The sequence below is a fragment of the Mesorhizobium sp. M0028 genome (genome assembly GCF_040323855.1).
Classification (GTDB): Bacteria; Pseudomonadota; Alphaproteobacteria; order Rhizobiales; family Rhizobiaceae; genus Mesorhizobium.
In genome coordinates this window covers 95,278-106,767 of record NZ_JAMYVG010000001.1, presented here as the reverse complement: position 1 = coordinate 106,767, position 11,490 = coordinate 95,278, and the positions used below count along the sequence as shown (strand labels likewise).

The 11,490-nt window shown below is 62.7% G+C and carries 13 protein-coding genes; 5 read left to right on the top strand and 8 right to left on the bottom strand.

Features of this window, described 5'->3' with window-relative positions; all coding sequences use genetic code 11:
• Positions 1-37: 37 nt before the first annotated feature.
• On the bottom strand, positions 38-1,159 hold the full coding sequence (locus NKJ93_RS00550; RefSeq protein WP_352586970.1) for a DUF2336 domain-containing protein: 1,122 nt from the start codon (positions 1,157-1,159) through the stop codon (positions 38-40).
• 152 nt (positions 1,160-1,311) lie between these two features.
• Between NKJ93_RS00550 and NKJ93_RS00545 the strand changes: the two genes are divergently transcribed.
• Both NKJ93_RS00545 and NKJ93_RS00540 read left to right on the top strand, forming a co-directional pair.
• Positions 1,312-1,761, top strand: coding sequence for a MaoC family dehydratase (locus NKJ93_RS00545; protein WP_352482171.1), 450 nt, complete (start codon positions 1,312-1,314; stop codon positions 1,759-1,761).
• A gap of 3 nt (positions 1,762-1,764) precedes the next feature.
• Positions 1,765-2,646, top strand: a complete 882-nt coding sequence (locus NKJ93_RS00540) for an HpcH/HpaI aldolase/citrate lyase family protein (protein WP_352482170.1) — start codon at positions 1,765-1,767, stop codon at positions 2,644-2,646.
• A 21-nt stretch (positions 2,647-2,667) separates the two neighbouring features.
• Here NKJ93_RS00540 and NKJ93_RS00535 read toward each other — a convergent pair whose 3' ends face one another.
• Complete coding sequence (locus NKJ93_RS00535) at positions 2,668-3,252, bottom strand: nitroreductase family protein (protein ID WP_352495372.1); 585 nt, start codon at positions 3,250-3,252, stop codon at positions 2,668-2,670.
• A 156-nt stretch (positions 3,253-3,408) separates the two neighbouring features.
• On the opposite strand from NKJ93_RS00535, the gene NKJ93_RS00530 reads away from it, so the two are divergent.
• Complete coding sequence (locus NKJ93_RS00530) at positions 3,409-4,374, top strand: RgsD C-terminal domain-containing protein (RefSeq protein WP_023720140.1); 966 nt, start codon at positions 3,409-3,411, stop codon at positions 4,372-4,374.
• Positions 4,375-4,386: 12 nt separating this feature from the next.
• On the opposite strand, the gene NKJ93_RS00525 is transcribed toward NKJ93_RS00530, so the two are convergent.
• From NKJ93_RS00525 to NKJ93_RS00505, 5 genes are all read right to left on the bottom strand, one after another.
• Complete coding sequence (locus NKJ93_RS00525) at positions 4,387-5,325, bottom strand: lysophospholipid acyltransferase family protein (RefSeq protein WP_352482168.1); 939 nt, start codon at positions 5,323-5,325, stop codon at positions 4,387-4,389.
• An 84-nt stretch (positions 5,326-5,409) separates the two neighbouring features.
• Positions 5,410-7,383, bottom strand: coding sequence for a threonine--tRNA ligase (gene thrS / locus NKJ93_RS00520; RefSeq protein WP_023720142.1), 1,974 nt, complete (start codon positions 7,381-7,383; stop codon positions 5,410-5,412).
• A 168-nt stretch (positions 7,384-7,551) separates the two neighbouring features.
• Positions 7,552-8,367, bottom strand: coding sequence for a class D beta-lactamase (gene blaOXA, locus NKJ93_RS00515; protein ID WP_352586967.1), 816 nt, complete (start codon positions 8,365-8,367; stop codon positions 7,552-7,554).
• Between the two features lie 146 nt (positions 8,368-8,513).
• On the bottom strand, positions 8,514-8,888 hold the full coding sequence (gene yidD, locus NKJ93_RS00510) for a membrane protein insertion efficiency factor YidD (RefSeq protein ID WP_031194332.1): 375 nt from the start codon (positions 8,886-8,888) through the stop codon (positions 8,514-8,516).
• 79 nt (positions 8,889-8,967) lie between these two features.
• Entirely contained in the window at positions 8,968-9,135 is a 168-nt protein-coding gene (locus tag NKJ93_RS00505; RefSeq protein WP_198030511.1) for a hypothetical protein, read from the bottom strand.
• Positions 9,136-9,227: 92 nt separating this feature from the next.
• On the opposite strand from NKJ93_RS00505, the gene NKJ93_RS00500 reads away from it, so the two are divergent.
• Positions 9,228-10,142 (top strand): LysR substrate-binding domain-containing protein, encoded by a 915-nt coding sequence (locus NKJ93_RS00500; RefSeq protein WP_023720145.1) that lies wholly within the window; start codon positions 9,228-9,230, stop codon positions 10,140-10,142.
• On the opposite strand, the gene NKJ93_RS00495 is transcribed toward NKJ93_RS00500, so the two are convergent.
• On the bottom strand, positions 10,139-10,585 hold the full coding sequence (locus tag NKJ93_RS00495) for an iron-sulfur cluster assembly scaffold protein (RefSeq protein WP_023720146.1): 447 nt from the start codon (positions 10,583-10,585) through the stop codon (positions 10,139-10,141). The genes NKJ93_RS00500 and NKJ93_RS00495 overlap by 4 nt on opposite strands.
• Positions 10,586-10,825: 240 nt before the next feature.
• Between NKJ93_RS00495 and folE the strand changes: the two genes are divergently transcribed.
• Entirely contained in the window at positions 10,826-11,488 is a 663-nt protein-coding gene (folE, locus tag NKJ93_RS00490; RefSeq protein WP_352586965.1) for a GTP cyclohydrolase I FolE, read from the top strand.
• The last annotated feature ends 2 nt before the right edge of the window (positions 11,489-11,490 follow it).

Here is an 11,490-nt window from a genome sequence, read left to right as displayed (position 1 = left end):
AGTCGGAAAACCGTTTCACGCTTTTCCTGGAATTGCTTTAAGCAGCCGCGATCGCCAGCGCGTGCCCGCGTGCGTTCTCGCGCAGCGCATCGAGATGGATCGATTTGACCAGCCTGGCGAGATCGCCTTCGGCGGACTGTCCGCCCAATTCCTTCAGCATCAGCCAGCTGACTTCCTGGACGCCGGCGAGGCGTTTGCCATTGGCGACCTCACGCCAGACCTTCAGCGCGCGCAGGATGATGGCGTGGGTGGCGGCGGCAAGCCCGGCGCTGCGGAACAGTGCCTGCAACGCTATGTCATGCCCGCTGGCCAGCAGCGCCCTCACCCGTTGCTCGGGCTGCTGGCTGAGCGCGACCAGCGCCGAACCAAAGAAGTCGACCTTGCCGTGCGCGATGGTGCGGATGACGAAGCTTGCGGTCAGGTCGCCGCGCAGGCGCAGATGTTCGACAAGTGCGGTATGTTCCTCCGCCCGCGTGCCTTCGATCAGTGTCACCGAAGCCTTGACGCAAGCATCGCGCGTGATGCGCTCGGCCCTGGCGGCGCCCATCAGCGCCAGCACCAATGGCGACCCCTTGAGCATCTCCCCTAGCTTGACCAGCAGCATATGCCGGCAGTCGGCGGGCAGCCGGATGTCGGCGATCAGCGCCTCGCGCACCAGAGGCAGATGGCCGTGACGCTCGGCCATGCGGCGAAAGCTGACGGATGCGATGTCGGCGCCGCTATTGGCGAGCAGCGTGGTGCAGGCTTCCGGCTCACCGACCTCGGCGATCGCCGCCGCAACCGACATCGAGACGCGCGGCCGGTCGGCGATCACCTTCTGCGTCGCTTTCTGGCCGCCGGCAACCCGATCAATCAGGTCGGAATCGGTAAGCAGCGGCGAGCGCGCCAGTACCAAAGCGGCCACCTCGGGCTGGTCCGAAGCCAGCGCGCTGACGATCTGCGGCGGCGCATGATGGCTCATGGAAAGCGCGTCGGCGATCGCCAGCCGCACCTTCGACGATGCGTCATCGAGCAGCAACGTCAGCGCCGCGTCGGCAGCGCAGCGGTCCTCGAAAGGCAGGTCCGAGTCGACATAGGCGCGAGCCAGCGCGCTTGCCGCCGCAGCACGCTCCGACACCTTTGCCGTGTGGATCCATTTCAGGAAATGCGAAACGACCATGTCGCCTGCTTACGCCCTTTGCCAGAACGCTTCTGGCGCCTGTCGAGACCGTAGGCACAAATGGTTTACGAACGGTTCACCATGTTCGTTAACTGGCTTGCGAGCCCGGTATGCAACGCCTATCAACCCTTAAGCAGTGGAGGAGACAGACCATGGCCGGCCTTTACCTTGAGGAGTTCGTTGTCGGCCATGTGTTCAAGCACACGCTGCGCAAGACCGTGACCGAAAGCGACAACATGCTGTTTTCGGTGATGACGCTGAACCCGCAACCGCTGCACATCGATTTCGACTTCGCCGCCAAGAGCGAATGGGGCAAGCCCCTGGTCAATTCGCTGTTCACGCTTGGCCTGATGATCGGCATCTCGGTCAACGACATCACCGTCGGCACCACCATCGCCAATCTCGGCATGAAGGAGACGGTGTTTCCGCACCCCGTCTTCCATGGCGACACGATTCGCGTCGAGACCACGGTGGTTTCGGTGCGCGATTCCAGGTCGAAACAGGACCGCGGTATCGTCGAGTTCGAGCACCGCGCCTATAACCAGAACGACGTGCTGGTTGCCAGATGCACGAGGCAAGCCATGATGATGAAAAAGGCATAGCCGATGCGTTCCCTGCTCTTCGTTCCCGGCGATTCGGAAAAGAAGCTGGAGAAGGGCTTTGGCGCGGGCGCCGACATGGTCATCGTCGATCTCGAGGACTCGATTGCCTCGCAAAACAAGGGGCTGGCGCGCGACACAGCGGCGCGTTTCCTCGCCGGGCACAGGCACCGAACCAACTCCGCGATCTATGTGCGCGTCAATGACCTTTCGACCGGACTGACCGACGACGATCTGGCGGCGCTCGTGCCAGTGAAGCCCGACGGCATCATGCTGCCTAAGTCGAACAGCGGACTGGATGTCCAGCATCTCTCGGCCAAGCTCAGGGTGCACGAAGCTGAAAGCGGCCTGCCGGATGGCGCGATAAAGATCCTGCCGATCATCACAGAAACGGCCGCCGGCGTTCTGGCCGCCGTGACCTACGCCAAGGCAAGCGCGCGGCTTGTCGGCGTCACCTGGGGCGCGGAAGATCTGTCGGCGGCAATCGGCGCGCGCTCGACGCGCGACGCGAATGGCCGCTACACGGATGTATTCCGCTTCGCCCGCACCATGACCCTGCTTGCGGCGAATGCCGCGGAAGTCGCGGCGATCGACACCGTCTTTCCGGATTTTCGCGACATGGCCGGCTTCGAGGCCGAATGCGCCGAGGCCGAGCGCGACGGCTTCACCGGCAAGATGGCGATCCATCCGGCGCAGGTGCCGGTCATCAACGCCGCCTTCACGCCTTCGGCGCAAGCGGTGAAAAATTCGCTGGCGATCGTCGAGGCATTCAAGGCGGCGGGAAACCCCGGCGTCGTCGGCATCGACGGCAAGATGTACGACCGGCCGCATCTCAAGCTCGCCGAGCGGCTCCTGGCGCGAGCCAGGGCAGCGGGGCTTGACGCTTAGGGTCTGGTTCCGGGTCGAAAATTATCCCACCCACGGCCCCGAATAGTCGGCGTAGAGCTTTGCCGGATCGGGCCGTGGCCGCTCCGGCGCTGGCCCCTGATAGGAGCCGATATGGACAAAACCGACGACCCGCTCATGCGGCGCCAGACCGAGGATCGCCCTGCCCTCTGGCACGTCGGAATACCAGTTGCTGATCATGTTGGTACCGTAGCCCAGCGCATTGGCGGCAAGCAGCAGGTTCATCGCAGCCATGCCGCCGGACAAGAACATCTCCCATTGCGGGATCTTTGGATTTTCCCTGGGGATCGAGATCACGCCGATGACCAGCGGCGCCCGCGAAAAGCGTGCCAATTCCTGGTTGCGGCGGCCTTCCGGCAACGGCCCTTCGCGCTGTTCGGCAAGTGCTGCCAACTCCTTGCCGATCTCGACGCGAGCCTCGCCGCGATAGAGGATGAAACGCCAGGGCTCCAGCCGGCCATGATCCGGCACCCGCGAGGCGGCGGCGATCATGGTCGCGATCTCCGCATCGCCCGGTGCCGGCTCTTTCAAATCCGGGATCGGCGCGGAATTTCGGGTCAGCAGAAAATCGATGATCGGCGACGCCATGGGCGCAAGTCTCCTGGAATTTGAGCTGAAGCGCGCCATCGGGATATCGGGCGGCTCGGGCATTGGCGCGACGCGCCGGACAAAGAGCCCTCTAGCAGAAGCCGACCGGACTCTTAAGCCTTGAAATTGCCACCGCATTGGGCTTCAACGCAAGGCATGTTTGAGGGGACATTGCGTCTTTTCCTGATATGGCTCGCTGCCGCACTGTTGATGGTGCCGGTTTCGCTTGCCGCCGCCCAGAATGTAGACGGCCTCAGTGATCTGAAACTTCCCGGAATTTCGGGCTATGCGCCTCCGAAAAGCGAGACATCGCTGGCATTGGGCAGCAGCGGGGCGATCACGCTGTCGGCGCAATTGACCGACAAGGGTGCCGACATCACGCGCGGCATCGTCTGGCGCGTCTTCAAGCCCGAATCGGCCAGCGACGGCAAGCTGCCGATGGTCGCCTCCGCTCATGGCGGCACCGCCGTATTCCAGCTCGAGCCGGGTTCCTATCTGGTCCATGCCTCCTACGGGCGGGCCGGCGCCACCAAGCGCATCACCGTCGGCAAGGAAGCCAAGCGTGAGAGCCTCGTGCTCGATGCCGGCGGCCTCAAGCTTGATGCCGTGCTGTCGGGAGGGGTGCGCATACCGCCGAAGAAGCTGCGCTTCTCGATTTATGAGAGCCACGCCGCGGCCGATGGCGATCGCGCGCTGATCATACCCGATGTCGAGCCGAACAGCGTCGTGCGGCTCAATGCCGGCACCTACCACGTTGTTTCGACCTATGGCGCTGTGAACGCGGTCATCCGCTCCGACATCCGCGTCGAGGCCGGCAAGCTGACCGAAGCGACGGTCGAGCATCGTGCCGCCGAGATGACCATGAAGCTGGTGCGCGAGCCGGGCGGCGAGGCGATCGCCGACACCTCCTGGTCGCTGCTGAACGAGTCCGGCGACCCGATCAAGGAGACCGTCGGCGCCTTTGCCTCGATGGTGCTGGCCGAGGGCGACTACACCATCATCGCCAAAAACCGCGACCGCATCTACCAGAAGGATTTTACGGTGGTGGCCGGACACAATCAGGACATCGAAGTCCTGGCAACCGAAGCTTCGGCCATCGATTCCGAGGAAGGCGCCGACTAAGCCGCGCCCCCTCTAGGCTGCTTTGCGCATGCGTCGCGCCAGCAACGGCACGCGGCCAGTCGTCTCGGCCGGCGCCAGATCGAAGACGCCGCGCTGAAGGCGGTCGAGCAAGGCCTTGCGGTCTCGCAGCGGCTCCAGTTCGTCCCACCCCAGCACGTCGCCGACGCGCACGTCGATCGATTTGCCGGAGAGCCGCGCAAATTCACGGATGAGCAGCGATGTGCGCAGTGTCAGCGAGGCCTTGCCGACGAATTTCGCCACACGCCCGTCGCGCTCGGCCATGTTCATCGGTCCGCTGACCAGATGGAACAGCCGGCCGTTCTGGCCCGAAAAATGCAATGGGATGACCGACGCCTTTGCGTCCTGAACGAGACGGGCCGGAAACACCTTCCACGGCAGATCGCGTGCCCGGCCAAACCCCTTCGGCGCGGTGGCGACACCTCCCGCCGGAAAGACGACGATGGTGACGCCCTCCTTGAGCAGCCGCACCGCTTCATGGCGGACCGCCATGTTGTTCTTCAGCGCGTCCTTGGTCTCGGAAAAGTCGATCGGCAGCGAATAGGGCTCCATCTCGCGGATCTTGAGCAGATCCCTGTGGATCATGACGCGGAACGGTCGGCCGAGCTGCTCCGCCAGCGACAGCACGGCAATACCGTCGCCGATGCCGAACGGATGGTTGGCAACAATCACCAGCGGCGTGTCGGGCAGGTTTGCCGGCGGCCATTGACCGGCGGTCCGCACCCGGACGTCGATCAGCTCCAGCATGCGGCTGAACACGCGCTCTCCGTTCGGCACCACTTGCCGGCGCCAGAAATCATAGAGTGCGGCGAAGCGATCACGTCCCGACAGGCCTTCGACCGAGTGGATGAACCAGCGCGTCAGCGCCGGCTGATGCGGACCGGCATAGGAGAGCTCGGGAAACGGTCTTTCGCGCATCTTCAGCTTGAGCATGGGGCTCGCTACACAATTGGCGTGACAAGCATATGAAAATGGCGGTGGAGCGATCCACCGCCATTTCGTTGCTGATTGGCCGGCTCAGGCCGCGCGGCGCTTGCGGTCGGGTGTCACCGCCTCGTCGGAAAGCAGTTTCACGGCGGCCGCGAGGCCAAGCGATTCCTGGTCGCGCGACCCGAGACGGCGGACATTGACCGTTTCTTCCTCAGCCTCGCGCTTGCCGCAAACGACGATGACCGGCACCTTGGCAAGGCTGTGCTCGCGGACCTTGTAGTTGATCTTCTCGTTGCGCAGGTCGGTTTCGGCGATCAGCCCGGCCGCCTTCAGCTGCGCAACGACTTTTCGCGCGTAATCGTCGGCATCGGAAGTGATCGTCGCCACCACCACCTGCAGCGGCGCGAACCAGAGCGGGAAATGGCCGGAATAATTCTCGATCAGGATGCCGAGAAAACGCTCCATCGAACCGCAGATGGCGCGATGCACCATCACCGGCTGCTTCTTTTCCGAATCGGAGCCGATGTAGAAGGCGCCGAACCGTTCCGGCAGGTTGAAGTCGACCTGCGTGGTGCCGCATTGCCAGTCGCGGCCGATGGCGTCCTTCAGCACATATTCGAACTTCGGCCCGTAGAACGTGCCCTCGCCCGGATTTACGCCCGTCTTGATCCGGTTGCCCGACCGCGCCGCGATCTTGTCGAGCACGTCCTGCAGCACGCCCTCGGCGTGATCCCACATCGCGTCGGTGCCGACCCGTTTTTCGGGGCGGGTCGCCAGCTTGACCGTGATTTCGTCGAAGCCGAAATCGGCATAGGTCGACAGGATCAGGTCGTTGATCTTGATGCACTCGTCGGCGAGCTGTTCCTCGGTGCAGAAGATGTGGGCATCGTCCTGGGTAAAGCCGCGCACCCGCATCAGCCCGTGCAGTGCGCCGGACGGCTCATAGCGATGCACATTGCCGAATTCCGCAAGTTTTACCGGCAGATCGCGGTAGGACTTCAGCCCGTGTTTGAAGATTTGGACGTGGCCGGGGCAGTTCATCGGCTTCAGCGCAAACACCCGGTCGTCGTCGGTGTCGTCGCCGGCGACCGTCACCTTGAACATGTTGTCCCGGTACCAGCCCCAGTGGCCTGAGGTCTCCCACAGGCTCTTGTCGAGCACCTGCGGCGCGTTGACCTCCTGGTAGCCCTGCTCGTCCAGGCGGCGGCGCATGTAATTGACCAGGTTCTGGAACATCCTCCAGCCCTTGGCGTGCCAGAACACGACCCCGGGGCCCTCCTCCTGGAAATGGAACAGGTCCATCTCACGGCCGAGCTTCCTGTGGTCGCGCTTCTCGGCTTCCTCCAGCATCGTCTGATAGGCTTCGAGCTGCGCCTGGTCGGCCCAGGCCGTGCCGTAGATGCGCGTCAGCATCGGGTTGTTGCTATCGCCGCGCCAATAGGCGCCGGCGACCTTCATCAGCTTGAAGGCGTTGCCGATCTGGCCGGTCGAGGCCATGTGCGGACCGCGGCAAAGGTCGAACCAGTCGCCCTGCGCATAGATCTTGAGATCCTGATCCTCGGCGATGGCGTCGATCAGCTCGAGCTTGTAGCGCTCGCCCTTGTCGGCAAAGATCCTTTTCGCCTTTTCACGCGACCACACCTCTTTGGTGAACGGCTTGTTGCGCGCAATGATCTCGCGCATCTTCTTCTCGATCACCGGGAAATCGTCGGGCGTGAACGGCTCGTTGCGGGCGAAGTCGTAGTAGAATCCGTTCTCGATCACCGGCCCGATGGTCACCTGCGTTCCCGGCCAAAGTTCCTGCACGGCTTCGGCCAGCACGTGCGCGGCATCATGGCGGATGAGCTCCAGCGCACGCGGATCCTCGCGGGTGATGATTTCGAGCTTGCCTGATTTGCCGATCGGGTCGGAAAGGTCGCGCAACGTGCCGTCGATGCTGTAGGCAACGGCCTTCTTGGCCAGCGACTTCGAGATCGATTCCGCCAGGCCGGCGCCGGTCATCGCCGCGTCGTAGTCGCGGACGGAGCCATCGGGAAATGTCAGGGAAACGGAATTCAGCATTAAATTCTCCTATCCAGTCCCGCAAACGAGCGCGGGTGGTAAAATGCACGTCGCCCAAAACTGCGTAGCGATTTTGGGGTTGCGACTTACATCAAGTAAGAGCCGGATGCGTCCGGCGGCGAGCGGTCTTTTATGGGCAGTTTTCGGCGCCGTAAAGCCGGATTTAGGTCACCCGAGGAGATTCGGCAGCTCTTTCAGGAACATCGCCCGCGTCTTGAGCCCCTTCGGCGTGTCGGAACGTTTCGTATCGACTACGAGGCGGGCAAAGACGATCTTGCGAGCATCCTTCTGCGCCCAGCCAACAAACCAGCCAAGCGAGCGCTTGTCGGCATCGTCGCCAAGCCTGGTCGTCCCGGTCTTGCCCTGCACCGTCCAGCCGCCCGCCCGGAAGGTCGGGACAATCGCATTGGTCATCGCATGGGCCTTGTCCGAGACCGGCAGATTCCGCGCCAGCAGCTTGCGCAGGAAATCGACCTGCTCGACCGGCGATATCTCGAGCGAAGAATTCACCCAGGAATGGGTGAGGCCGTCATTCTTGCCGGAATTGCCGGAGACGTCGGTGTTGCCATAGTCCAATCTGGACACATAGCCGGCAAACTGTTTGCTGCCGAGCCGGCGCGTGATCTCGCGTGAGAACCAAAGGGCCGAATCCCTTTCCCAGATCGTCGGGTCGACGGTCTTGCGGTCCCGTTTCGGCGCGTTGAACTCCGCTTTGTACTCCCAATTCGGTGTATGCTCGTCGCTCAGGATTCCGGTGTCATAGCCGATCAGCGCCAGCGGAACCTTGAATGTCGAGGCGGGACTGACGCGCTGGTCGCAAACCCCTTGCCGGTACAGCGTCTCGCCGCTCGCGGCGTCGACGATCAGCGTGCATTCGACGTCCCCGAGCGGGGCCGATTGCGCACGGATCGGAAAACCCAACAGCCACGCCAGGACATAGAGAATCACGGCGAAAACGAAGGGAAGACGATCTATCCGGCGCATTTGGTAATCTCTCCTGAAGGGTGTCAGGAGCGGCTTAGCGAGGCGTCTTGTCTCGATTTTGTCTTAAATGCGCTATGTCCGCGCAAGCTGCGGTTAACCCTACCAGATCGTAAACAGCGGTGCGGTTGTGTAACGAACAGTTGCGGTCAACTGTCTAGGTCGCCACGTTTTTTCCCGATCCGCCAGTACCGCCACGGCGCAAACCAGACATAGCGCTCAGCCAGGGTTTCGGGCACGCGGTCGATGCCATGCGTCCCTAACGGCCCGCAGCGCAGCACGCGAAAGAACCCCATCCAGCCGCCGGCCCAAAGTCCATGCCGGGCGATCGCTTCGTGCGCGTATTCGGAACAGGTCGGCAGATGCCGGCAGGAATTGCCCACAAAGCCGGACAGCGTCAGCTGGTAGAGCCGGACGAGCGACGTGCCGAAGACGCGGCCCGGCGTCTTGCGCCACGGGCCGGGCCAGTTGCGTCCTTGTCGAATCGGCCTGGCGCCGTGCGCATGCCGATGTTGGCCGACCACCACAGTCTCCGCGTCGCGTTTCCCTTCAGGATAGATGTGCGCATCGGGCCGGGAACGCAATGCCGTTCCGGCAATCCCGTCACTGCCTCGAACGGCGAACCGGGTACCGGTCGGGCGTCGGCTTCCGACATGCGGCGACGCTGGTCGGCGGCCTCCCCTCGCACCAGTCGCCATGCGGTTTCTCGTCATGCCATTGAAATGTCGCGATCCGCACGACATCGCCCAGGATGTTGAGAAACTGGATCATGGCAGCACTCCTTTGAGCACCGATTAGAGCGCCGCTGGCCTTGCTCTTCAAACGAGTATAACGTCGACGTCAGATAACTCTGAGTTATGCGAATGAAGCGCGGACGCCTCCCCCTGACGGCTCTTAGAAGCTTCGAAGCCGCCGGTCGTCACCTGAGCTTCAGCCGTGCGGCCGAGGAGCTTTATGTTTCGCAGGCAGCGATCAGCCGCCAGATCCGCGAGCTCGAAACGTTCCTGCGCCAACCTTTGTTCTTCCGCCATCATCGCCGCGTCGAGTTGACCGACACCGGCCGGCGGCTGCTCGACCAGTTGGTCAGAAGTTTCGGGGGCATCGACAGGCTGCTTTCGGAATTGACGGCGGCCCCGACGCAGTCCGTGGTCCGTGTCAGCGTCGAGCCGTCGCTTGCATCCGTATGGCTGGTGCCGCGGCTCAACCGATTTCGCCAGTTGCGACCCGATATCGACGTTTCCCTTGAGGTCGACCCGAGGTTGATAGAGTTCCGCAGCGATCAGCCTGAACTTGCTCTACGCTTCAGTGCGCACGCCACTTCATGGCCACGCAGCGAAGCCGAACAGCTTGCCTCGGTCGTCGATTCACCGGTTCTGTCGCCGGCGCTTCTTGCGTCCGGGCCAGCTCTGGAAAAACCGATCGACCTTGGTCGCTATACATTGCTGCACGAAGAAAACCGTCAGGCTTGGACGCGCTGGTTCGAAGCGGCCGGCGTGACCCCTGAAGCCGTGCCTGCGCGTGGACCGATGCTGGCGGATGCCTCGCTCTCGAAGCAGGCAGCCTTGCTTGGACATGGTGTCGCACTGGGCGATCTTTTGCAGATCGGCGAAGAACTTGCGTCCGGCGCGCTGGTCAAGCCTTTCGACATCGACGTTGCGTCCGGCGCCTATTGGCTGGTGGCCAGAAGACTAAACGACCTTTCCGAGCCGGCCAGGGCTTTTGCCGACTGGGTCCGGGCGGAATTCGCCGAAAGCCGGCGTTTTCTTGCCGAGGTTTAGGCCGCCTGTTCCGCCCGCTTCTTCTCGATTTGGCCGATCGCGTCGACCACTGCGTCGAAGGTCAGCATGGTCGAGGCGTGGCGCGCCTTGTAATCGCGCACCGGTTCCAGGTATTTCAGGTCGGCGAAGCGGCCTTCGGGCGGCGGGCCATTTTCCTTCAGCATTTTTAGCATCGTCTCGCGCACGCTGCGCAGTTCTTCCGCGCTGGCGCCGACGACATGCTGCGCCATGATCGAAGACGACGCCTGGCCAAGCGCACAGGCCTTCACGTCATGCGCGAAATCGCTGACGACGCCGTCATCCATCTTCAGATCGACGGTCACTGTCGAGCCGCACAGCTTGGAATGTGCTCGTGCGGTTGCGTCGGGCCGGTCGAGCCGACCGATCCGTGCGATATTTCCGGCAAAACCCAGAATTTTCGCATTGTAGACATCGTCGATCATATTTTTCCAATCCGTCGCCGCCCAGCGAACAGCGATTGCCGCTCTGGCGTCTTCCTTTCGCTCGGCACGAACATATATAATGGTCGTAGTCGGGTATCGACAAGGCGACCGCAAGTCTCGTCCTGCCCAAATCTGTTCACGCCACTTACGGGCTGGAAACCGGGCGAGTTTCTAACACCCGAAAGGTCGTGGTCCGTTCAACTCGTTCCTCCTGAGAGAGGAACTACGGGAGACGCCTTTATGGACGCCGTTATCAAGAAACTCATGCCGCAGTCGGCCTATATGGAAAAGCCGGTCACCGACCGGCCGAGTGAGGCCGAAGTCGAAGCCGCGGTGCGCACCTTGTTGCGCTGGACCGGCGACAATCCTGAGCGCGAGGGCCTGATCGACACGCCGAAGCGCGTCACCAAGGCGTTCCGCGAAATGTTCAACGGCTACGATATGTGCCCGGCCGAGGAGCTTGGCCGCACCTTCGAGGAAGTCGCCGGCTATGACGACCTCGTCATAGTCAAGGACATCACGTTCCACTCGCATTGCGAGCATCACATGGTGCCGATCATCGGCAAGGCGCATGTCGGCTATCTGCCTGACGGCAAGGTTGTCGGCCTGTCCAAGATCGCGCGCGTCGTCGACATCTTTGCCCACCGCCTGCAGACCCAGGAAGCGATGACTGCGCAGATTGCCGGCGTCATCCAGGACGTGCTCAATCCGCGCGGCGTCGCCGTCATGCTCGAGGCCGAGCATATGTGCATGGCCATGCGCGGCATCCGCAAACAGGGCTCCACCACGCTGACCTCGACCTTCACCGGCGTCTTCAAGGATACACCTGAAGAGCAGGTCCGCTTCGTCACCATGGTGCGCGGCGGCGGAACTGATCAGACCCACGCCGCCTTCGCTAAATAGGG

What these genes read in the sequence shown, in the direction of transcription:
- NKJ93_RS00550 (WP_352586970.1), bottom strand. Translation starts at nt 1,159, where the DNA reads ATGGTCGTTTCGCATTTCCTGAAATGGATCCACACGGCAAAGGTGTCG.
- NKJ93_RS00545 (WP_352482171.1), top strand. Translation starts at nt 1,312, where the DNA reads ATGGCCGGCCTTTACCTTGAGGAGTTCGTTGTCGGCCATGTGTTCAAG.
- NKJ93_RS00540 (WP_352482170.1), top strand. Translation starts at nt 1,765, where the DNA reads ATGCGTTCCCTGCTCTTCGTTCCCGGCGATTCGGAAAAGAAGCTGGAG.
- NKJ93_RS00535 (WP_352495372.1), bottom strand. Translation starts at nt 3,252, where the DNA reads ATGGCGTCGCCGATCATCGATTTTCTGCTGACCCGAAATTCCGCGCCG.
- NKJ93_RS00530 (WP_023720140.1), top strand. Translation starts at nt 3,409, where the DNA reads ATGTTTGAGGGGACATTGCGTCTTTTCCTGATATGGCTCGCTGCCGCA.
- NKJ93_RS00525 (WP_352482168.1), bottom strand. Translation starts at nt 5,325, where the DNA reads ATGCTCAAGCTGAAGATGCGCGAAAGACCGTTTCCCGAGCTCTCCTAT.
- thrS (WP_023720142.1), bottom strand. Translation starts at nt 7,383, where the DNA reads ATGCTGAATTCCGTTTCCCTGACATTTCCCGATGGCTCCGTCCGCGAC.
- blaOXA (WP_352586967.1), bottom strand. Translation starts at nt 8,367, where the DNA reads ATGCGCCGGATAGATCGTCTTCCCTTCGTTTTCGCCGTGATTCTCTAT.
- NKJ93_RS00505 (WP_198030511.1), bottom strand. Translation starts at nt 9,135, where the DNA reads ATGATCCAGTTTCTCAACATCCTGGGCGATGTCGTGCGGATCGCGACA.
- NKJ93_RS00500 (WP_023720145.1), top strand. Translation starts at nt 9,228, where the DNA reads ATGAAGCGCGGACGCCTCCCCCTGACGGCTCTTAGAAGCTTCGAAGCC.
- NKJ93_RS00495 (WP_023720146.1), bottom strand. Translation starts at nt 10,585, where the DNA reads ATGATCGACGATGTCTACAATGCGAAAATTCTGGGTTTTGCCGGAAAT.
- folE (WP_352586965.1), top strand. Translation starts at nt 10,826, where the DNA reads ATGGACGCCGTTATCAAGAAACTCATGCCGCAGTCGGCCTATATGGAA.